This is a genomic window from Vibrio hepatarius, from assembly GCF_001274785.1.
In the GTDB taxonomy this organism is placed as follows: Bacteria; Pseudomonadota; Gammaproteobacteria; order Enterobacterales; family Vibrionaceae; genus Vibrio; species Vibrio hepatarius.
Genome location: NZ_LHPI01000035.1, coordinates 82,329 through 104,266 on the forward strand (window position 1 = coordinate 82,329; position 21,938 = coordinate 104,266).

The window sequence follows — 21,938 nt, forward strand, 5'->3', positions numbered from 1 at the left end:
TTATCCCCTTAACTGAGTCATACGGCGAATCAGATACAATCCAGCCAAAATACTGCCGACGACATACGCCATAACGATTTGCCCACCGTTCGAGGTCATCAGAAAATCAAAATGCTCGCGCCCAGTAGTAAATAGCACTAAGCACACCAAAATCGGCAGTGCCGCGAGTACTTTGGCGGAGTTGCGTGACTCGGACGTGATGCTCTGAATACTGGCGTTCAGCTCTGCGCGCGATCTCAAGGTATGCCCTAACCGCTCCAATACTCCGGTTAAGCGGCCACCCGTTTCCTGCTGCAAGCTGAGTACGATGGTGAGAAAACGAAACTCGGCGATTGGCATACGTTGCGAGGCGTTCTTCATCACTTCATCCAGCGTCTGACCGACTTTCAGCTCGTCATGCATGTTGTCAAACAAGCGTGCGGTCACGCCCTGATGTTGCTGCGCCATCTCATGAAACACATCCGCCATCGGTGCACCAACGCGCAACGCTCGGATTAAGCCATCAATGACATCTGGTAGTTCGTCGCGAAACTGGTCTTTGGCCTTCTGCTGCAACTGTTGATACGCAAACCACACCACTAATAACGCCGTACTTAGACTCAACAGCAGTGCCACGTACCAGTCCATACCGTTAAAACAAAGCACCGTGGGTGCCAGTACCATGGATGCCGCCAACCCGAGCTGCCATTGTTTTAACTTGGCTGGGCTGACAAAGGTTTGCAGGTTTTGATACCAGAGCCAGTGACACCAGAATGGTTGACGTTGGTCGGCATCGATCGCTAGGTTCAACAAGGTGTAGCGCTTAAGCTGACATTGCCATTGCTCTTGGCGCTGGATGACGAGCCAAATCAACCCTCCTGCGACCAACCAGAAAACAATCAAGACGATCAGTAGTTTCACGAAGACTTCTCCACGCACTGGCGCAGCGCCTCTTCTTTGGCGAAATGGGCCGCTTTGTCGAGCAACGCTGTGGACACAGATTGAGCGGTAAATTGACCGTAGATATGTTGTTGTTCAGCGCGAGTCAGCTCAAAGCGGAACACCGGGCTAAGTTCGATTTGCTCGCCATTTATGCCAACCACTTCACTGATGGCGGTGATCCGGCGACGCCCGTCGCGCATACGTTCAAGTTGCACCACTAAATCAATCGCACTAACAATCTGGCTGCGAATAATGTGGTCGGACAAACGTTCTCCGCCCATTTGCAGCATATTGGTTAAGCGCACAATCGCATCTTGTGGATTGTTGGCGTGCAAGGTGCACAACGAGCCGTCGTGACCAGTATTCATCGCTTGCAACATATCGAATGCTTCTGCGCCACGAACCTCACCTAACACGATTCGATCCGGACGCATACGCAGTGCATTTTTCACCAGATCGCGCACCGTCACTTCCCCATTACCTTCAGTACTGGCATTACGGGTCTCAAGCGGCACCCAGTGTGGCTGCGCCAAGGACAGTTCAGCGGCGTCTTCGATGGTCAGAATACGTTCGTCTTCGCTGATGTGCCGACTCAGCGCATTCAACAAGGTCGTTTTACCCGAGCCTGTACCACCGGAAATCAAGATGTTGCAGCGGCAGTAGGTCGCCAACGCGAGAAACTCCGCCATTTGCTGGGACAGGCTGTCGTTATCGACCAGATTCGACAACATCAACTTGCTGGCGGGGAATTTACGGATCGAGATGCAGGTCCCATGCAGCGCCAGAGGCGGCGCGATCACATTGACGCGGCTGCCGTCTTTTAGGCGAGCATCCACCATCGGATTGGACTCATCGACTCGGCGACCAATCGCGTTAACGATCCGCTGAGCAACGTTGAGCACATGTTTGGCGTCGCGGAAGCGGATGTCGGTTTTTTCTAGCTTGCCGCGTCGCTCAACGTAGATGGTTTCAGGGCCATTGACCAAGATATCAGACACGTCTGGGTCTTCGAGCAAGGGTTGAATCGGGCCGATACCGACCATTTCATCGACCAGTTGCAAGCCTAAAACCGCCAGTTCCTGACGGTTATAGGGCAACATTTTCCGCCCTGAAATGACGTTGAGTGCGTCTTTGACTCGCGGCAGTAGCTCATCACGGGATAAGTTCGCGGCGATCGACGGGTCGACCAGTTCGTAAAACGCACTTTTGGCGTCATCGGTCATCGACAACAGTTCGTGGCTGCGGCTCTTGTGGGTTAACACATCTTGCTTAAACATCGATTTACCCTTTCTGCTCCGCCGAAGCGGCACCCAGCACTTGCCCTAGTTGATGAATTTTCTTGCTGAATTTCGAACGCTCCGCCAGCAGCGGTTTGCCTTCTCTTTCCGCTTTATCGAACGCTTTGGCATCAAACGGCAGTTCAACGCTCAATTCCAATCCCAGCGCTTTGGTGATTTCCTGCTTAGGCACTCGGCCTTTGGCATGACGGCACAAGTTGCCGACCAAGATTTGTCGCTGGTGTTTCAACGGCGCATTGGCTCGCAGCTTGGCCAGATAACGGAAGCTGTTCAGGCTGTAGTCGGTGACAAAAATGCAGTTGTCAGCCTGCTCAACGATCGCTGGCATCGCAGGGTGATTAAGGTTCGGTACGTCGACAATCACCGTCGCGTAGTGCTCCGCCAACGCCTGGATTGTTTCTGCGGGTTGCTGTACGTCGTCTTGCGGCAGCTGGCTGTCCTGACCATAAAACAGATGCAGACGCTTGGTGAGTTGCTGGCTACTGTGCGCTAACAAGGTTTCGTCGATACGTTCAGCGTCGGCAATAATATTCTCTAAGTGCGGGTCGTAATCGGCGCCCAATAGAATCGGGTGTTGACTGTGGAACAGGTCAAAATCCACCAAGGCGACAAACTGATGTTGTTGCTCGGCTAAGAAGTATCCCAAGTTCGCTGCGATGGTACTCGCGCCGCAACCACCAGTGCTTCCCAACACACAAATCACGCGCCCATGACGCAATGGTTTTGCCACTTGGTGCCCTTGCAGGTGCAATAAGCTCAGTCGAATCGCATCGGCATCTAACGGTGTGGTGTGGTAATCGTTCACCCCCGCAAACATTAGGCTTCGGTATAGTGAAACTTCTTGTTTTTTACCCAAGACGATCAGCTTCATCTGCGGTGGGCAGTACTCCGCCAGCTTACGCAGCGAAGCTTCCAATCCCAGACAATCACCGCCATCAACGATCAATAAGTCAGGCGCGCCCTGTTTGACACACCAAAGCCTCGCCGCTTCGATATCGCCTTTGTTCACCTGAATGTCTTGTGTGGTCAAGTCGCTTTTTAGCTGCTCAAGCACTTGTTGGCTATGGCTATCGAGAACAAACGCGACAACATTAAATACTCTTTCCGTCACGACTTACTCTCCTGTCACCGGCTGTCTTTCTGCCGATTTAAGCTGATTGTTGAACAAACGTTGTACCGCCCCAGTTGTCAGGGCGCTGTTATACTCTTGATACTCTTCCCCGTGATGCCATGCCGATTTGTTGACCACACTCAGATATTGATTACGCAGTTGCTGACAAGCATGCGCCGAAACAGGTAACGACTGACGGTTGTAGCGACAGGTATTTCGAACCAACTTCACTTCCAGCTCACCAGCGATCTGATTTTGCTTATCCGACTGATAAGTCAGCTCCACCGGCAGCTGAAGGTAATCACTCAACTGAGTACGCAGTTTTTGTTGGGTTTGTGGGTCCAAATTACCGCCTTGTAACGAGAGACGAATCTGCCCTTGCTCTTCACGCTTATTCACCGGACTCAGGATATTTTTCATGTCCAGCTCGATTTGGGCTGCAGTAGTCTTAAATGAGGTTTTGTCATGAAAGGTGGAATGCGTGCCTGTTTCGTACGGACGCTGACAACCAACCACCAATAAAAGCGGCAATGTGCTCAAAGCTAATTTCGCAAATTTCATCATCATCCTTAATAGTTGTATCCATAGTTGCCAAACAGACGTTGGCTGGCGTCGTGGTCATCACCCATATCGCGTAGGAACAGACGTTCAAATCGATTGGCAGGACGGAAACGGTCTAGCGGCGTAGTCAATTCGCTCGGATCACTGGTTGGCTCAACCAAGTGAGCGGTCGCGATGATGACTAACTCGCTTTCTGAGTTCTTAAAACTGTTGCTACTGAACAAGGGCGCAAGGAAAGGAATTTCACCAAGAAACGGCAGCGCTTCGATTTTGTGGTCTTGATAAGTTCTTACCAGGCCCGCCAGCGCAAAGCTCTGGCCGTCGGCTAGCTCAATCGTTGTCGTTGCGCGGCGGCTTTCAATACCAGGCACTTCGACACCAGCAATAGAGACGCTGTGCTCGCGGCTCAACGTAGAGACTTCTGGCGCGACGGTAAGACTGATCTGTTTGTTACTCAACACCGTCGGGGTTAGCTCTAACGAAATACCAAAGCGTTTAAACTCGATACTCACACCGTCGTCACTGTTGTCGACAGGGAAAGGAAACTCACCACCAGACATAAAGGTTGCCGCTTCACCGGATTTTGCTGTCAGGTTAGGTTCTGCCAACACGTTGACCAAACTGTCTTCAACCAAAGCATCAATGATGACGTTCAAGCCATGCTGACCGTTGCCATCAGGCAGAGTGTTGGCAGGGAATTTATTACCCGGGGTCACACCCAACGCCGTCTGCAACGTGTCCCATGTACCCCAACGCATGTTACCGATTGAGCTCCAGCGCAAGCCGAGCTGTTCACTGGTCGAACGTTCCATTTCGACGATGCGTACCGAGATATTCACTTGAGCGCTGCCTGCGGTTTTAAGCTGGTTAACCACCAATGGGTAGACACCCATGCCACCGCCCGGTTTTGCCATACCTTCACCACGACCGCCGCTACTGCCACTTTCGCTCGTCGGTGCAGCTAAGGTTTGCTCGTCGACCTCTTGCAGCCCTTTAGCAAACCCTGACGCCATACTCAGGATCTCGTGTGCTTGAAGCGCATTGGCCACTTCACCCATCGCGACGATCGCGCCTTTATTATGAACAAACGTTACTTGAGCATCGGGAAACGCGTGTTGCACTGCTCGCTCCAGCTCAGACAGGTCAGCAGCCACCACTATTTTGTAGTGCGCCAATGTACGGGCGTTGTCTCCAAGCACCAGAATGTCGGTTTCGCCTAACGCTTTACCCGACACCATCACATGACGGTTGGAAGGTGCATGGACCACGACCAACTCAGGGTCAGAAACAAAAATATCTTTCACATCATCGCCTACCGTGATCAGACGGTTTTGGTTGATAGTGAGATTCAAGGTCTGGCTTGCTGCTACCGCCCACGGTGAAGCAAACAAAGCCAACGATACATAAAGTATAAAATTTCGAAGCAAAGACATGATTTATCTCGTTGTGCTCTTTTCTTGGGTACGAATATCTTCACCGCTGAAAATACGAATGGTGTGCTGAGGTTTGCGATCCGGATGATGGTTGTCCGACAATTGCTCATCCCACAAAGTGGCTACGGTTGAGGTCGTTATTGACGGTTCTTCCTGCTGAACGCCGCGCAGGATCAGCGACAAATCCCCCAGCGTTTTTGCTAACAACAAACGTTGCGCTCCTTCTGGCGTAACCTCAAAAGTAACTGGAAAGGTGTCTCCCAAATATGTCGATACGTCGCTGTCAGTTTGGCGTTTGGGACCACTGACAATATCGGTCAGGGTGTTGTTGATCGCGAGCAGACGTGTGTTTTCGAGAATCACGCTGGTTGCGCGTTTGGTGACTTCGCCAAAACCGTTCGCTGAGGCATGCTCATTTTCACTGGTTAAGATGACATCGACGTAATTGCCCGGTCTTAGTAAGTCGTAGTTCATCCCCGCCAAGCTCATCTCCAGCGTGACAGCTCGCATACCAGGCGAAAGCATCGCTGACATGTATTGACTCTGCTCTGGGCGAATAATGTCTGAGACCGCAAGCGGTTGATTGGCTGCAATGCTACGGGTTAATAAGCTGCCTTTAAGCACTTCAGGTTGAATAAAGCCTTCAAGAAACACGTTGTTAAGCTGCGTATTACTGTCGGATGGCATTGGTGCCCAACGGAAATCTTCTGCCCTTAGTAAGGCACCCGCTTGGATGGCGTATTTCGCGACTAAGATTCTCGGTACGACGGCTTTCTCTTCTACTGCCACTTCAGCGGGTTTATCTGGTTGGGCTGGAGTTGTACTCAGCCATGCCACCACCAGCATCGCGACCAAGGTCGCTCCTCCGAGCAGCACAAAAATTAACTTTTTCATGATGGGTATAAACTACATATAGTGAATAGTGGTGGTTGCGGCGATGCATATCGCGACAGCGTAGGGCACGGTAGTTTGCGGTTTTGCCGCAATCACTCCCCTTAGCGCGAAGTAGTTAAACAGCCAATACGCGACGCTTAATACTCCGCCTAACAACGCTGTTTTTAATAGCAACCAATACCATTGTTCCAAAGAGGCGTAAGCGCATACTGCCAACAACTTACTGTCTCCAGCCCCCAACCAACGGTAGTGGAAAGCCACTATCCCAAAGACCACTATCGTGATTCCGGCTATAAGTGAGTGAAGAGAAAAAGGCGTAACAGTGGCGCAAACGATTAATAACAAAAGCAAAAATATATTCGGAACCTTACGCTGAGACACATCACTAAATGCAATAGCAAGCAACAAGACTACCGTTATAATTTGCAACAAAAAATAAGAGTTACTCGCCACCCGAACCCATGTTCATACCATCAATGATTGTTTGAAATTTTTCCTTTAAAGCACTGATAAATAAGCCATCAGAGCCAAATATCGCTAATATCCCAGCAGCTAATCCAGCCGCGAGAATGCCATATTCAATCGCTGTCGCTCCTTCTTCATCATGCATATAGCGCTCAATCAAAGACAAAAAACCATTCATTCAATTAATTCCTTTATAAAAAATATTCATTTTTCTTTTGATGTGAGAATTATTATCAATACCATTGTAAAAATCAATCTCATTTATATAATAAATGCCAATTTATTGATCATATGTAAACATATCGATCGTATAAATGCTTACAAACAGTATTAACCTCTTTCATTTCGCGAAATAACGAACGATTAACGGTTTAAACAATAAGCACCTTATTGCACCTATACGTTATTTCTTGTTTGCTTTGATTTTTGTGTAAAGGAATATTCATGCTCTTTAGACAGCTTGTTTTGTCTGCGGCAATCGTGCTGGTGATCAGCGGTTGTAGTGATCGACCGTCGGGATCAGCCCCAACCACTCCTGATGTCGATAACGACTCTGGTAGCAGTACAACTTCAGATTCAGGTACCAGTACGGGAACTCCAGTCCCACCGTCCACCCAACCCGGAAGTGGCGGTAACATCACCCCTCCAATACTACCCACCAACCGGTCGACATTAACTATTTCAGGCCCTGTCGCGGGCAGCCAAGAAACCGATACGTACGCGTTTAAAGTCTGTTCGGGGCAAGTTTGCGAACAATGGCAAAGTACGGTGGCAGAAGGAAGGTTTGAATACACATTTCAGTTGTCGCAATGGCCGTTGGACCAAATCGTGACGGTGGAAGGGAGTAAATTAGTTTCAGCAAGTGCAAACTCAGCACGCGCCTTCTCTAATGCCAGCGTCGATGCTCAATCTGCCTCGTATTTTCATACTGAGTTGGATACGCTGACCAATATTTTGAAGATGGACAGCAACGATGATGGTTACATCGATCAAGCGGAGCTACCGACCATCTCGCTCGACCCGGTGACGATCGCATTTAATACCGTCGCCAAACATTTGCTGAAAAGTGAGCTCAGTCATTACGGCAACCTACCGTATGCAGAAAAGAGTGAAGCTGTCCGTCGTTATCTGTCTGATAACAGTAAGTCAACGCTGGTAGAACTGAGTGACAGTCAAAAGCAAGACATCAGAAATCATGTATCTAGCCAATCTGGTCGTTTTTACGGCACCTATGCTTTAGAGCTAACCGCTGAACAATGGGCTGCCATTAATGGCCCGTTGAGCACGCCGCAAGAGCAGCGTGTTATCGAGTTAAATACCGCCCAGCTTCGTACATTATTCATCCGCGATAGCAATCGACCAACAACAAACAACCAATTTAACCTGAGTGTTGCTCAGACCTATGCGGTTCATGGAAAACTCATCTACAACCAACGCTTGGTGATTGAGTTAGCCGTGCTGTACCAGATGCTTAGCAAGCAGAGTGATATAAAACTAACCATAGGAGGAGAGCAAAAAACGGCTCTTAATGAGCAAATTGCGTTACTCAATCCAGACCAACAGCAAGCCACACAATTTGCAGGCAGTTACAGTATAGAAATAGAATCTGATACGCTTGATATGTTAGGTGTTTTTGACCGCACGAACGGTGAAAAAGCGAGATTATCGTTTAGTGCCGAACAGATGCGTAACGCATATCAGGCTTATCAACAAGGAGTGGAAGACAATGGCTATGCCGATTACGTATTTACGATTAAGCCAATGCAGTGGTCGAGAGCAGGTCTCTCGTTAGAACAAATTGGCACTAAAATCCTAGCGAAAGCCAAAACTACGCCGTCTTATACGTTATGGCAACACTATGAAAAAGAAATATTACCAACCAACGAAAAACCCATCATATACAATGAGTTAGAAAATTCCATTTCTGCGCAGCTGCAAAAATCTTATCGCTATCAATGGCGGGTGAACGAATTAGTGATGGCAAACTATAACCATCCTTTAAAATCCTCGATTTTGGCGATTGCTCCGGAGCGTCAACTTAAAATCAGTGGTCGTTTTCCAAAAGAACTAGAGCAAGTGTCACTGAGTATTATTTTAGGTAGTCGTCGCATTTCAGACTACGACTCTAGTCGTTACCCACGACGCCACCAGCCAGTGAATTTAATCACTAACAATGGACAGCGTCAGCACCGTTTAGATTTAAGCGGTGAAAGTAGCTTTATTACCACTATTGCTTTGCGCGATATCGATAACTTCTATTCGCGCTGCGCCCCAGGTACTTTAGATAAAAATGCTTATGAGTACACGGAGTACACCGCCGATGAAATGCAGGATACGCTGACCATCCATCTTCGTGATGAGAAAACTGGTGTGGAACTGCGTTCAGTGCTCGGGTCATTCTGCGAAATCGCTAAATTGGACACACTGCAAGGCAACAGTAATAACATACTTGAATACGATGAGTTTGAACGTCTGAATGTTGGATATGTCAGCACCGCGCGAGCGGCGATGTTACTAAAGTCCATCGTTTCAAGGACTGGCAGCCTTGCCTACGCCCTTCCTCAAACCAATGAACAAATCATTGAGAAATACAGCCAAATGCCGCGTAAGCAAGTGGAGCTATTGGCCGCATTTTTAGCATTACAGGCGAAAGGAAAATTGTTCAGTTCATTGGTCGATTTATCTGAGCGCGCCGACCTATACGACGACCTACTCGCGCTACTGAATATTGACCTAAGCAAATACCGAGTCAGTGACAATAACGCCTATCCTAGCGCAGAAACACTGTTAAACCGCATAGCTTCGACATCCGCTATCGGCCAAGTATTGATAGAGAACATCGATGTGAATATTTCACACATTACCCAAGCAATGACCGCTCTGTTGGCTGAGTCCGAAGCCGATCAATATTACTTCCCAAGCGGTGTAAGACCCGGTGGTTGGGTAACGGTGTATCCGGTCAATGGTCTGGATGCCAGTTGTCAATCACTCGTCGATGAGAACCAACTACTAGGATTACGTATCGAAGGAAGAGGTGAAGACAGCTTGGGGCATTGGGTGACGATCGGTTGGGACTCTCAACCGGGCGCGTCCAGCTATACCCTCGCTTGGGGTGAGGAGAGCTTCAGTCAGGTTGCTTACGCACCAAATGTGCTACCAACTGAAAAGCAGCGAGCGACCATCACTGGTCTGGATCTAGACAAACAGTACTACCTTCGCGTGCAAAGTAATGTGGGTAGCGCTAGCGCACAAATGACCTACTCTCCGCGCCGAATTCATATTGCCGATTCAAGGATAACAAAAGGTCTAGCCGGGGACGACAGCACCCGTGGTAGAGACAATAGTTTTGCCTGTGACCCACTTACGGGAAAAGCCGAAAACAACAGCGAGGATGGCTTGCTTGGTGCTCGTTACGTTAAGCTCGACCAACAAGGAAAACCACTTGCTCGTCAGGATTTGAGTTACAACACTCAGCCTTTTGCTTGTGTGTTGAATGCACATAGCGGACTTGTTTGGGAAATAAAGTACCGCCGTAAGGAAGATGACCCATATTCTGTATACGACAGCGATAACCAGTTCCTCATCAAGCCAGTGGAAGACGCGACTATATTCAGTGGTACATGTACAGAGCACGGTACTGACAAAGTCTCTACTGACCCTAATCAGTGTACGGTCAGTAATCAAATCGATTGGTACAATCAAGAAAAACGCTGTGGGTTAAGTAACTGGCGCTTACCTACTTTGCAAGAATCAGTCTCGATACTCAATTTCGGTAATCTACGTACTTTCGGCAGAAATTTGCCCGCGAACGTTGATAGCCAATACTTCCCGCACCTGCAAACTATGTGGTTAGCTGAAAAGAGCTTAGATAGCACACACAACCTTGTATTAAACGCCGTAAATTTCGGTACTTACTACAAAAGCGCGGGACTTTCTAACTCGCTCGTTTTGGTCAGTGATGGCTTTTATATCAAACAGTAACAAGGAATCTAGCGTGAAATATTTAAGTTTAAGCCTGATGATGTTTATCTCATCTGCATACGCAGCAGAGCTAGAATTGCAGTGCGGAGCCAACACCGACCTCAACCCCAATAATCGCTTTTCTCATGACGTCATTTCAACTGATATTGGTGATTATAAAGTGGTAAATGACGCCACAACTGGCTTGCAATGGAGCTACTGCTTTGTTGGTCAAACATACGATAGCCTGCAAGATGCATGTCTAGAGGTCCCTACCGTACCGTATGAACTAAGCGATGACAGTTTCTACGCCAATATTCGCCAAGTCACTATGGATGCGGTGGAGAGTGCGAATCAACAGCTCGGCTCGATCGAACATCGTTGGCGGTTGCCAAGCGTCAAAGAGTTGGTAGGTATTTATAACGACCAGTGCGTACCAGGTAACTATCCCGTATTCAGTTACGATATTAACGTCTCTCAGCAAGAAATTGAGGCTTTGAGTAATACGCCGTATTCGACAGACGAAACAATGATCGGTTATCACACGGCAATCTACGCGAGGCAAAAGGGAGAGATATACCAAAATATCACGGTCACCTCAGATACCGCCATGCTAGATAGCAATTATATACACTACTACACGGTAAACTTTAGGGGATGGGGTTCACTGCTAAACCAAATGCGCAGAACGAGCGGTATGTTGAGATTAGTACGAGACATTCCGCAAGAATAACTCAGCGTTGTTCATCACTAAACGACTGAGAGACAAGCGTTATGACATGCTCAGCCAGCACGGCTGAGCATTTTTGTGATTGGAACTAAACCCACTGCCCGGCAACGAAACCGGAACTCCAGCACCACTGGAAGTTGTAGCCACCTAGCCAACCAGTGACGTCCATCACTTCACCAATGAAGTACAGACCTTTAACGTTCTTGCACTCCATCGTTTTTGACGACAAGTGGTCAGTATCCACACCGCCAAGCGTCACTTCTGCGGTTCGGTAACCTTCAGTGCCGTTAGGAGCGATATGCCAGTTTTCGAGCACTTCAGTCACCGCTTTAAGTTGCTTAGGGCCAAATTGCTTAAGTGGTTTATCTTCCAGCACTTTACGTTCAATCAGTACTTCCACTAAGCGCTTAGGTAGCACTTTAGATAAGGTATTTTTTAAGCTCTGGTTCGGATGCTTTTCTAGCGAGCGTGCCAATAGTTCATCAACGTCCACTTCTGGCACGAGGTTGATGTTTACTTTCTCACCCGGCTTCCAGTATGACGAGATTTGCAGAACCGAAGGGCCCGACAAACCACGGTGGGTAAACAGCAGCGCTTCTTTAAACACCTTATTGTTTTCTGCTTTGATCTCAACGGGGATCGCGATACCCGATAACTCGGCGAAGTCTTCTTTATCTTCTTTGTGTAGCGTAAACGGCACCAAGCCCGCAGTGGTTGGCAGTACAGGTAAACCAAACTGTTCGGCAATTTTATAGCCAAATGGCGTCGCGCCTAGTTTTGGCATCGAAAGACCACCAGTTGCCACCACCAGCGATTGACACTCAATCACATCGGTGTTGGCGTGCAAGACAAAGCCGTTCTCACTCTTTTCGATATGATGGATATCTTGCTTGTAACGCTGCTCAACGGTCGGTAAGTCACACTCGGCCATTAGCATTTTGACGATGTCTTTTGCGTCACAATCACCGACACAGAAAAGCTGTCCGTGGTCGCGTTCTTCAAACTCTATCCCGTGCTTATAGATCATCGAGATAAAGTCCCAGTTGGTGTACTGAGCCAACGCCGATTTAACGAAGTGAGGGTTGCTACACAGGTAGTTTTTGGCTGTTACGTCGTAGTTGGTGAAGTTACAACGACCGCCGCCAGAGATCAGAATTTTGCGACCTGGTTTTTTTGCATGGTCCAGCACCAGCACTTTACGTCCACGCTTACCTGCTTCTGCAGCGCACATTAACCCTGCGGCACCTGCTCCGATAATGACAACGTCAAATTTCTCTGCCATGACAACCACTCAAACTAAACCACTAAACAATAAAAAAGGATGTGCTAAACGCACATCCTTTGCAAATTAGGTCGCTATTCTAGCGGCAATCGAACTGATTGCCAATTCACCAGTTAGAGAATTAACGCGGCAAATAAGGTCACGCCAAGCAGTGACGTAGAGAGAATAAACAGCTCTCTTACTCGCTCACATTTACCAGTGAACACTTCATCATGGTGGTGGTGATACTCTTTGCTCTTAAGGTAGTGGAAAAGTCTCACTTGCTTGGTGACGTTACCATGCGTGGTAAAGAAACCATTGCCATCCACTTGCTGGTAAAGCAAAGGGTGAGCTTCACGCATAATGTAGATAAGAGAACGCAGCGCAGTTAGGTATCTAACCATATTAATAATGGTAACCAACATTAGCGCGAATAGAATGGTATCGACAGTGATCATCTTTTCCCCCTTACATCTTCGGATATGATGCCCAGAAGAAAAAGACGATCTTTACAGAGTCTTTCGCTGAAGTTTATTCAGCAGGGGCATCCATAATCGAAGATGAACCTTCTTTTGCTAGAGCCGCTAAGTCTTTGTCGATAAAGAACAGCGCTTTGCCGTCTTCACCCACTAAGTCTAGCTTGTCTAAAATCCCTTTAAATAACTTCTCTTCCTCGTGCTGTTCAGCTACGTACCACTGCAAGAAGTTGAAAGTTGAGTAATCTTGGGAGGTAAACGCCAGATGAGCGAGCTTATTGATTTTTGCAGTAATCATTTGCTCATGCTCATACGTTTCGCGGAACACTTCACCCAAGCTTGCAAATTCGTGTTTTGGCGCTTCAATCGCACCTAGAATCGGCATCGCCCCAGTTTCGCTCACGTAGGTGAACAGACGTTGCATGTGCTCCATTTCCTCTACGGCATGCACACGTAAAAATTCGGCTGCACCTTCAAAACCTTTATCTTCACACCAAGCACTCATTTGTAAGTATAGATTGGATGAGAAAAATTCGAGATTAATTTGCTCATTCAATTGATCAACCATTGCTTGAGAAAGCATTTGCCACTCCTACTAAGTCTATGAACTTTAACTGACTATATCATGTCTTCCACCATAACACTTTGTCGGGTGAATGTGGATCTGAGATCATTACGGCATAAATTATCCAACCTTGGTGCTAATCTTTAATTAATCACCTAAAAGGAGATAGCACTATGAGTTATCAACATATTTTGGTTGCCGTCGATCTCTCTGAAGACAGTAAACTTTTGATCGATAAAGCGGTGTCTCTAGCGAAACCTCTTGGCGCCGAAGTGTCGTTCGTTCATATCGATGTTAACTATGCCGAACTGTATACCGGTTTAATTGATATCAACCTTGCCGAAACGCAGCACCAAGCGATTCAAGCATCGCAAAAGCAGTTACAAGACTTTGCAGACCATGCAAATTTCCCGATCAAACATACTTTGGTGGGTAGCGGCGACTTGGGTAACGAGCTGTGTGAAACCATTCAGGAGTTCAACTTTGACCTAGTGGTGTGTGGTCATCATCAGGATTTCTGGAGCAAGCTACTCTCTTCCACTCGTCAACTGATTAACTGTACCCCGGTTGACCTATTGGTCGTGCCACTTAAAGACTGATAGTTAGACAGTTTTCGTATAGACTGCAGAGCAATTATTGATAATGAGTATTAATCATGGCTTATCTCTCTGCAGTCACCCTATTATGGGCGTTCTCGTTCAGCTTGATCGGCGTTTACCTCGCTGGTCAGGTTGATTCATGGTTTTCTGTGTTAATGCGCGTGGCATTAGCCAGCCTAGTGTTTATTCCTTTCTTAAAATTCAAAGGCGTTGAAAAGTCTTTGATCGCCAAAATGATGGTTATTGGCGGTTTTCAGCTTGGTCTGATGTACTGCTTTTACTATCAGTCGTTCTTATTGCTCTCGGTACCAGAAGTTCTACTCTTTACCGTGTTCACGCCGATCTACGTCACTTTGATTTATGACTTTTTGAAGGGTCGCTTCTCACCTTGGTATCTACTGACAGCAGCGATTGCCGTTGCCGGCGCAGCTTTCATTAAGTTCGCGGGTATTAACGAAAACTTTGTCATCGGTTTCTTAGTCGTACAAGGCGCGAACATTTGTTTTGCGATTGGCCAAGTCGGGTATAAATATCTGATGGAGAAAAAGCCTCTCGACCTTCCTCAACACACTATCTTTGGCTACTTCTATCTTGGTGCTTTATGTGTGGCATTGGTTGCTTTTGCACTGATGGGTAACTTAGAAAAAATGCCAACCACCAGCACGCAATGGGGAATCCTGATTTATCTCGGGTTGATTGCTTCAGGTCTGGGTTACTTTGCTTGGAACAAAGGCGCGACGATGGTTAATGCAGGCGCATTGGCGGTAATGAATAACGCGTTAGTCCCAGCGGGCCTTATCGTCAACATCGTGATCTGGAACCGCGACGTGGACTTGCTACGTTTAGCCATCGGCGGTGCCATTATCATGTTCTCATTGTGGGTCAATGAAACCTGGGTTAAGCGCAAAGTCGAACAAAGCTATCGCACTGCGAACTGAACAAAAAACGCTCTCCGATTGGAGAGCGTTTTTTTATGTCCTTAATGCACCTGTGGCTCGCTCTGTACCTCGAGCAAACTCGGAATTACATTCACCAGAGCTTGATTTTCGCTGACTTGAGCCTCGAGTTTGCGTTGGCGCTTCAATAATTTGTGTTGTTTCTTAGCGAGCTTAAATAGCTTTTTCTGCTGTTTATACTGCTTCTTCAATGCCTTCTTGGCTTTCTTCAGCGCCTTTTTATCCGACAAGTCCAGCGACGGAGCTGCTGGGATGACGGACACTTCGTGAATTGTGTGGTCTACTTGGTTGCGCGTCGATTTCTCTTTCACTCGCTCGATCACACGGCGCACCGCTTGTGCTTTGTGCTCGCTGTGATTATTGATTGAAGATTCAATCGGCGCTGGTAACGCTTCGGCAAGCAAGCCACACGCTCTCTGCTGTTCAACAGGGGCGGTTTGACACACTTGAGGAGGAATGGCTGCAGGCTTGCACAATGAACCTTTGGAAGCCGATGAGCGCACACAAGAGCGGCAAACAAACTTAGGCTCTACCACCAAACGATGGATCTCACCCAGATTATCTGCGATTTGTTTACGGCTCATTTTACACAGTCGCTTAGACATGCCTTACCCCACACAAGAATACGAATAATTCTTAGTAAGATATACTCTCTCTCGCGAGGTTACGCAAGGCTTTCGTGCGTTCAGATTACAGCAGAGATAATTAAGTCATTGATGCTTTAACATAAACATCAAAGCGATTCTTTTTGGTTTCAATCGCCATCGTCGGCTTTTGTTCCGCGAGCCAATGAGCATAATCGGGTCTTTTCACCACAACCCGTTTCGTCGCCAGTGCTAACGCGGGTTGCAGCAAGTTATCTGCATCTAAATCTGCGCCGACCAAAGACTGGAACACGCGCATTTCTTTTTTGACCAACGCGCTTTTCTTTTTATTTTCTGGATGTGGGTACATTGGGTCTAGATACACCACATCTGGTTTAGAAAAGCTTTCGTCTTGAGCTAAGTCATCCAAGGCTGTGTGGCTTGAGGCGTGAATCAACGACATACGCTCACCTACCCAACTACCAATTTCAGGGTCTTGTTTTGCCCGTTGTAATCCATCATCAAGTAACGCCGCAACCACTGGATGGCGTTCAACCATTTGTACTTTGCAGCCAAGTGATGCAAGGACAAATGCGTCTCGCCCTAAACCCGCCGTACCGTCAAGAACCGTAGGAGTTGCGCCTTTGTTGAGGCCGGCCGCTTTAGCAATCGCCTGCCCTTTACCACCACCAAATTTGCGTCGATGACCAACTGCACCACCGATCAAATCAACGTAAATCGCACCTAACTTGGGTTCGTCCAGTTTTCGCAATTCCAACCGTTCAGCCGTCAACACCAACGCGAACTCACTATCAGGGCTATGCTCTAATCCCCAGCGCTGAGCAATACTCTCTAACTGTTCATGTTGACTTGGCTCTTCACAAATAAGTTGTAACTGCACGATGGGCTCCGAAAATGGTAGTTTAACAAGCGCAAGTGTAATGGATTTTGCTAAGTGGTACTAACTTCTTAGCTGCCACCGCGGATTATCGACTGGTGTCTTGCACCAAAACGGCACTAAAATAGAACCACACTCATCCGGCGTAGCGGTAACAGGAGATCACTATGTACGCGCACAATACAAAAATGGACGATTTGGATCGCGCCATACTCAAAACATTGATGGAAGACGCGCGCACACCTTACGCGGAAATGGCTAAGCAGTTTGATGTCAGCCCTGCGACCATTCACGTTAGGATCGAAAAAATGAAAGCGGCCGATATTATCCAAGGCACGGAAGTGATCGTTGATACCAAAAAGCTCGGTTACGACGTGTGTTGTTTTATTGGCATCAACTTAAACGCTGCGCGCGATTATCACTCAGCTCTTGAGAAACTCAACGCATTAGAAGAAGTGGTTGAAGCGTATTACACGACAGGTGCATACAATATCTTCGTCAAACTGATGTGTCGCTCGATTGAAGAACTTCAATACGTGTTGATTGATAAGTTGCAGGCGATTGATGAAGTGCAATCGACGGAGACGCTTATCTCGCTGCAAAACCCAATCAACCGCAATGTAAACCCATAATAAAAAGACTCGCCATTGCGAGTCTTTTTATTAACGAGATTCGAGGTACTGTTTCAGCTCTTCTGCTGAAATGCCTTGCTCTGTAATGGCTTGTGCCATTAGCTCTACCTGCTCCCCTTTGCGATCTTCAATCACTTGTTGGAACTGGTAAACAATGTCACGCAACATATGCAATGGCACTTGCTTCGCCGCACTGCGGATACGCTCGCCACTCTGGTTGCCAAGCTCGTTAAGCAGTTTGCCAAACATAATCTTTTCTGGAGATTCTTCTAGTTGTTCCAGGACACGAGCCATCTCATAAGTTGTCATCGACATCTTTGTTTTTGATCCATAATTTTTTAAGGAAAGGAGCTCAAATATACATCGTTTTCCGCACGCTTCAAAGTAAATAACTCGTTAATGAACCGTCGCGCTGTGCCAACTTCTGCCGCTCTTACTCATCAAAATCAGTAGACCTGGTACGACGATAAGCATATGTGTCGCAATCATGGTTTGCGGCTCCATCCCAAAACGTTGCACAGTACCCACTAACAATCCTGAACCGCTCATTTGGAACAAGCCTAGCAATGCCGCCGCTGTCCCCGCTTTGTCACCAAATGGGGCTAACGCTTTGCCAGCCGCTGCACCCAAAATCAGCGCAAAGCCCACCGACGACAAGAAAATTGGGGTCATAAATGCCAAAGCTGTTTGCTCCTGAGCGAGTAACAACATCACGATGCCACCCAACGCCAAAGTGACAATACCGATCACAAGCGTAGCGTGAGTACCGTACTTATCCATCAGTTTAGGCGCCAGCATGCAAGCGATGATATTGACGATTGCGTTAACGCCAAACCACATGCTGAACTCATTCATCGTCAGGCCGTAGTTTTCCATCAGCACCACAGGAGCCGATGTAACGTAAGCGAGAATCACAGCCATCGCCAATAGACAAAGCGAAGCGTGGAATACAAAAGATGGTGTTTTCAGCACAGCCATATAACGGCTTGGGCGGAATACTGGCTCTGTACTTGGCGCTGGGTTAGTTTCTTTCATGAATACAACCATGGCTACCAGTGAGATGCTCGCAAAGCCAGCAAGGAAACTGAAGTTTGCTCGCCAATCAAATTGCTGAGTCAACCAGCTGCCTAGTATTGGTGCTAGTGCCGGGATAAAACAAATCGCACCATTTAGGTAACTGATCATCTTGCCGCTTTTCTGCGGACCGAAAATATCGCGAACTGTTGCAAAGGCTGCTACCGATGTCGCGCACGCACCTAAGCCTTGTAGCAAACGTGATATCAACAACCACTCGATGTTTTGAGCACTCCACGCCAATAAAGCACTCAACGCGTAGATGGTGATACCACCCAATGCAACAGTTCGACGTCCGTATTTGTCCGCCAAAGGACCGGCAAATAATTGGCCGACACCCATCGCGAACAAGAACCATGTAATCGTATCTTGTGCCAGTGCGTGTTCCACGTGAAACGCAGCCGAGATCAGCGGTAATGCCGGTAGATAGATATCAATGGCAAGTGGGCTGAATAGCACCAATAATGTCAGCAGAACAAGTTGAGTTCTGCCATGCGCGGCTGGTTGAGGGGTTTGCACTGATGTCTCCACAATAACGAATGAAATTATGCGTATTGTAGGATACATTTAGATATGCCAACCAATGATTATTCATCATTAAAGATATTCCATATAGGAAACTCACATGAATCTCGAAAAGCTGGTCAGAGTCGATATCAACCTGCTCGTTTGCTTAAAAGTGCTTTTGGAAGAACTGAACGTCACGCGTACCGCCCACCGTTTGTGCTTAAGCCAATCTGCAGTGAGTAAAAACCTTGCTAAACTTCGCACTCAGTTTGATGACCCTCTTTTTGTCCGTCATTCGCACGGTTTAACACCAACACCAAAGGCACTATTCCTAAAGCCCAAGCTCGACATATTGATCAATCAACTTGAGCAAATTACCCAGCCGGAAACGTTCTCGCCACAAACCAGCAGCTATCGCTTTCAAATGGCCACCGTTGAAAGTGTTTATCCGCTGATACTACCTCACTTCTTACCCGCTATATTTCAGCAAGCACCAGGGGTCACCATCAGTACACATTCGTGGACAGACAACACTTTTAAAATGCTGCAACGTGGCGAGCTCGATCTCGGGCTGACAGGTAAAGATATCGACATCAACGACGCCAAGCTGACCTTATTGCCACCCAATGATATCTGCGAGCAGGAAATCTATCGCGATACGCAAAAATGCTTGGTGCGAAGTGACCATCCCGCGCTTACCAAACCTTGGGATTTATCGAGCTACCTCTCTTACCGACACGTTCAAGTACGCTGCGATGGCAACGACCGCTGGCTGCTCGATTATCGATTGGCCGACAACGGGCATGAACGTGATATCGCGATCACCGTTCCTGACTTTAACAGCGCAGCGAGCTTATGTTCCTACACGGACTTTATCTTTACCGCACCCAGCCATTTTGTCGAGTTGGCATCAGAGCAACTCGGGTTAGCGGTACTGCCGTTACCCATTAAGTTCCCACCGATGGCATATACTCTGTTTTGGCATAGAGATAGAGAGAATGATCCTGCACTATCTTGGATAAGGCAGATGATTACTGAAAAAACCACCCTCTTGAGATAATTTGCAGCCATAGACTAAAAAGAGTAGCTTATCTCCATCGTCCGCATTACAGAATGGACGCCCTACACCTATTGAAGGATTAACAGATGCTAACTACGACAGAACAAAGACTGATAGCCATTAGGGAATGGCTTGCTCAGAACAACATCGATGCTTTACTCGTCCCACATGAGGACGAATACCTTGGCGAATACGTACCTGCACACAATGAACGTTTGCACTGGTTGACTGGTTTTACTGGGTCTGCAGGTGCTGCGGTGGTTACGCAAGATAAAGCAGCGATCTTTGTTGACGGTCGTTATACCGTTCAAGTAACCAAACAGGTACCTGCCGAGTTATTTGAATACCGCCACTTAATTGAAGAGCCAGCTTTAGATTGGATTACACAGAATTTGGCTTCTGGTTCAAATCTAGCGATAGACCCACGCATGCACAGTGCAGCTTGGCTCAACGCAGCACAAAGCAAGCTGGCTGGTTCTATCGAACTCAAAGTACTTGATGCTAACCCAATTGATCAGATTTGGCATGACCGTCCGGCACCTGTGGTATCAGATGTTCGCTTAATGCCGACTGAATCTGTCGGCCAATCGAGTGAAAGCAAACGCCAACAAATCGCTAAGCTGATTCAACAAGCTGGCGCAGACAGCGCTGTCATTACCGCGCTCGATTCCATCTGTTGGCTGCTTAATATCCGAGGTTTGGATGTTTCGCGCTTACCAGTATTACTATCGCACGCGATCCTACACAGCGATGCAAGTGTGGAGTTTTTCCTTGACCCAGCACGCTTACCTGCCGAGTTTGAGGCTCACGTAGGTTCTGGGTTATCTGTCTTCGCACCGAAGCAACTACAAACTCGTTTAGAAGCATTAACTGGCAAAAGCGTTTTAGTTGATCCTGCAATCAGCAACGCTTGGTTTAAGCTCGTGCTGCAAAATGCAGGCGCCACTGTGATTAACTCTGCCGACCCTTGCTTGATGCCAAAAGCCGCGAAAAACGCAGTTGAAATTGCCGGGATGAAAGCATGTCACATCCGCGATGGTGTGGCGATGAGCAAGTTCCTATGCTGGTTGGATAGCGAAGTAGCAAATCATCGACTGCACGACGAAGCCACCCTCTCAGATAAGTTAGAGAGCTTCCGCAAACAAGATCCGACGTTAATGGACTTAAGCTTTGATACTATCTCAGCCGCGGGAAGCAACGCAGCGATGTGTCACTACAATCACGAAAACCAGCCGACACCCGGTCAGTTAGAAATGAACACGCTTTACTTGGTGGACTCTGGCGGTCAGTACCTTGATGGGACCACCGATATCACGCGTACTATCGCTATTGGCCAACCGAGTGACGAAATGATGAAACAGTTTACCTTAGCACTAAAAGGTCATATCGGCGTAGCTCGCGCACGCTTCCCGAAAGGCACTCGCGGTTATCAAATCGATACACTGGCTCGTCAACACTTATGGGCAGAAGGTTACGATTACGACCATGGCACAGGCCACGGTGTCGGTCATTTCTTAAGTGTTCACGAAGGACCTGCGAGCATTTCAAAGCGCCAAATCGATGTACCATTGGTTGAAGGCATGGTGTTATCTAACGAGCCTGGTTACTACCGTGCTGATGCATTTGGTATCCGTATTGAAAACCTTGAACTTGTGGTTGAGCAAGCAACCCAAGGAGACTTCCCTGTATTGGCGTTTGAGTCTCTCACACGTTGCCCTATCGATGCACGTAACATCAATGTCGATATGCTTACTCGCCCTGAATTAGCATGGTTGAACGACTACCATCAAAAAGTATGGGACGACATCAGCCCATTAGTCGAAGGTGAAGTCAAAGACTGGCTACGAGCAGCAACGCAACCGCTAGTCCATCACTAAGACTACCTGAGTTTTAGATACACAAAAGGGATTGATGAGTACATCAATCCCTTTTTTATGTTTCACGTGAAACACT

Annotated in this window: 22 protein-coding genes; 7 read left to right on the forward strand and 15 right to left on the reverse strand. The window is 47.6% G+C overall.

What is annotated here, in order from left to right; genetic code table 11:
* The 8 genes from AKJ31_RS21230 to AKJ31_RS21265 form a co-directional block, all read right to left on the reverse strand.
* Complete coding sequence (locus AKJ31_RS21230) at nucleotides 1–900, reverse strand: type II secretion system F family protein (protein ID WP_053411025.1); 900 nt, start codon at nucleotides 898–900, stop codon at nucleotides 1–3.
* Nucleotides 897–2,198 (reverse strand): TadA family conjugal transfer-associated ATPase, encoded by a 1,302-nt coding sequence (locus AKJ31_RS21235; RefSeq protein ID WP_053411026.1) that lies wholly within the window; start codon nucleotides 2,196–2,198, stop codon nucleotides 897–899. The genes AKJ31_RS21230 and AKJ31_RS21235 overlap by 4 nt, the downstream gene beginning before the upstream one ends.
* 4 nt (nucleotides 2,199–2,202) lie before the next feature.
* Nucleotides 2,203–3,330: a CpaE/TadZ family protein gene (locus tag AKJ31_RS21240; RefSeq protein ID WP_053411027.1), complete on the reverse strand. Its 1,128-nt coding sequence runs from the start codon at nucleotides 3,328–3,330 to the stop codon at nucleotides 2,203–2,205.
* Nucleotides 3,331–3,333: 3 nt separating this feature from the next.
* Entirely contained in the window at nucleotides 3,334–3,750 is a 417-nt protein-coding gene (locus tag AKJ31_RS21245) for a pilus assembly protein FlpD (RefSeq protein ID WP_245639086.1), read from the reverse strand.
* A gap of 149 nt (nucleotides 3,751–3,899) precedes the next feature.
* Nucleotides 3,900–5,324 (reverse strand): type II and III secretion system protein family protein, encoded by a 1,425-nt coding sequence (locus AKJ31_RS21250; RefSeq protein WP_053411028.1) that lies wholly within the window; start codon nucleotides 5,322–5,324, stop codon nucleotides 3,900–3,902.
* Between the two features lie 3 nt (nucleotides 5,325–5,327).
* The gene (gene cpaB, locus AKJ31_RS21255; RefSeq protein ID WP_072161418.1) at nucleotides 5,328–6,218 is read right to left on the reverse strand and encodes a Flp pilus assembly protein CpaB; all 891 of its coding nucleotides are present in this window, start codon (nucleotides 6,216–6,218) and stop codon (nucleotides 5,328–5,330) included.
* A gap of 12 nt (nucleotides 6,219–6,230) precedes the next feature.
* Nucleotides 6,231–6,671, reverse strand: coding sequence for an A24 family peptidase (locus AKJ31_RS21260; RefSeq protein ID WP_053411029.1), 441 nt, complete (start codon nucleotides 6,669–6,671; stop codon nucleotides 6,231–6,233).
* Entirely contained in the window at nucleotides 6,661–6,861 is a 201-nt protein-coding gene (locus AKJ31_RS21265) for a Flp family type IVb pilin (protein ID WP_053411030.1), read from the reverse strand. The genes AKJ31_RS21260 and AKJ31_RS21265 overlap by 11 nt, the downstream gene beginning before the upstream one ends.
* A 266-nt stretch (nucleotides 6,862–7,127) precedes the next feature.
* Here AKJ31_RS21265 and AKJ31_RS21270 point away from each other — a divergent pair, with 266 nt between their 5' ends.
* Nucleotides 7,128–10,664: an Lcl C-terminal domain-containing protein gene (locus AKJ31_RS21270; protein ID WP_053411031.1), complete on the forward strand. Its 3,537-nt coding sequence runs from the start codon at nucleotides 7,128–7,130 to the stop codon at nucleotides 10,662–10,664.
* Between the two features lie 13 nt (nucleotides 10,665–10,677).
* On the forward strand, nucleotides 10,678–11,376 hold the full coding sequence (locus AKJ31_RS21275) for an Lcl C-terminal domain-containing protein (protein WP_053411032.1): 699 nt from the start codon (nucleotides 10,678–10,680) through the stop codon (nucleotides 11,374–11,376).
* Between the two features lie 85 nt (nucleotides 11,377–11,461).
* On the opposite strand, the gene AKJ31_RS21280 is transcribed toward AKJ31_RS21275, so the two are convergent.
* The 3 genes from AKJ31_RS21280 to ftnA all read right to left on the reverse strand — a co-directional run bounded on the left by AKJ31_RS21280 (nucleotide 11,462) and on the right by ftnA (nucleotide 13,693).
* Nucleotides 11,462–12,655 carry a BaiN/RdsA family NAD(P)/FAD-dependent oxidoreductase gene (locus tag AKJ31_RS21280; protein ID WP_053411033.1) on the reverse strand — a complete coding sequence of 398 codons (1,194 nt, stop codon included), beginning with the start codon at nucleotides 12,653–12,655 and terminating at the stop codon, nucleotides 11,462–11,464.
* 113 nt (nucleotides 12,656–12,768) lie between these two features.
* Nucleotides 12,769–13,092 (reverse strand): universal stress protein UspB, encoded by a 324-nt coding sequence (gene uspB / locus AKJ31_RS21285; protein WP_053411034.1) that lies wholly within the window; start codon nucleotides 13,090–13,092, stop codon nucleotides 12,769–12,771.
* 73 nt (nucleotides 13,093–13,165) lie between these two features.
* Nucleotides 13,166–13,693, reverse strand: a complete 528-nt coding sequence (gene ftnA, locus AKJ31_RS21290) for a non-heme ferritin (protein ID WP_053411035.1) — start codon at nucleotides 13,691–13,693, stop codon at nucleotides 13,166–13,168.
* A gap of 155 nt (nucleotides 13,694–13,848) precedes the next feature.
* Here ftnA and AKJ31_RS21295 point away from each other — a divergent pair, with 155 nt between their 5' ends.
* On the forward strand, nucleotides 13,849–14,274 hold the full coding sequence (locus tag AKJ31_RS21295; RefSeq protein WP_053411036.1) for a universal stress protein: 426 nt from the start codon (nucleotides 13,849–13,851) through the stop codon (nucleotides 14,272–14,274).
* Nucleotides 14,275–14,330: 56 nt separating this feature from the next.
* Nucleotides 14,331–15,212: a carboxylate/amino acid/amine transporter gene (locus AKJ31_RS21300; RefSeq protein ID WP_053411037.1), complete on the forward strand. Its 882-nt coding sequence runs from the start codon at nucleotides 14,331–14,333 to the stop codon at nucleotides 15,210–15,212.
* A gap of 41 nt (nucleotides 15,213–15,253) precedes the next feature.
* Here the strand turns inward: AKJ31_RS21300 and AKJ31_RS21305 are convergent, their stop codons facing one another.
* Together AKJ31_RS21305 and AKJ31_RS21310 are read right to left on the reverse strand one after the other, a co-directional pair.
* Nucleotides 15,254–15,835, reverse strand: coding sequence for a hypothetical protein (locus AKJ31_RS21305; RefSeq protein ID WP_053411038.1), 582 nt, complete (start codon nucleotides 15,833–15,835; stop codon nucleotides 15,254–15,256).
* Nucleotides 15,836–15,935: 100 nt separating this feature from the next.
* Nucleotides 15,936–16,715, reverse strand: coding sequence for a class I SAM-dependent methyltransferase (locus AKJ31_RS21310; RefSeq protein ID WP_053411039.1), 780 nt, complete (start codon nucleotides 16,713–16,715; stop codon nucleotides 15,936–15,938).
* A 164-nt stretch (nucleotides 16,716–16,879) separates the two neighbouring features.
* Between AKJ31_RS21310 and asnC the strand changes: the two genes are divergently transcribed.
* Nucleotides 16,880–17,344 (forward strand): transcriptional regulator AsnC, encoded by a 465-nt coding sequence (gene asnC, locus AKJ31_RS21315; protein WP_053411040.1) that lies wholly within the window; start codon nucleotides 16,880–16,882, stop codon nucleotides 17,342–17,344.
* A 30-nt stretch (nucleotides 17,345–17,374) separates the two neighbouring features.
* On the opposite strand, the gene tsrA is transcribed toward asnC, so the two are convergent.
* Complete coding sequence (gene tsrA, locus AKJ31_RS21320) at nucleotides 17,375–17,659, reverse strand: H-NS-like global regulator TsrA (protein ID WP_053411041.1); 285 nt, start codon at nucleotides 17,657–17,659, stop codon at nucleotides 17,375–17,377.
* 81 nt (nucleotides 17,660–17,740) lie between these two features.
* Nucleotides 17,741–18,937, reverse strand: coding sequence for a multidrug effflux MFS transporter (locus AKJ31_RS21325; RefSeq protein WP_053411042.1), 1,197 nt, complete (start codon nucleotides 18,935–18,937; stop codon nucleotides 17,741–17,743).
* Nucleotides 18,938–19,043: 106 nt separating this feature from the next.
* On the opposite strand from AKJ31_RS21325, the gene AKJ31_RS21330 reads away from it, so the two are divergent.
* Together AKJ31_RS21330 and AKJ31_RS21335 are read left to right on the forward strand one after the other, a co-directional pair.
* Nucleotides 19,044–19,985 carry a LysR family transcriptional regulator gene (locus AKJ31_RS21330; RefSeq protein WP_053411043.1) on the forward strand — a complete coding sequence of 314 codons (942 nt, stop codon included), beginning with the start codon at nucleotides 19,044–19,046 and terminating at the stop codon, nucleotides 19,983–19,985.
* An 86-nt stretch (nucleotides 19,986–20,071) separates the two neighbouring features.
* Nucleotides 20,072–21,862, forward strand: coding sequence for an aminopeptidase P family protein (locus AKJ31_RS21335; protein WP_053411044.1), 1,791 nt, complete (start codon nucleotides 20,072–20,074; stop codon nucleotides 21,860–21,862).
* The last annotated feature ends 76 nt before the right edge of the window (nucleotides 21,863–21,938 follow it).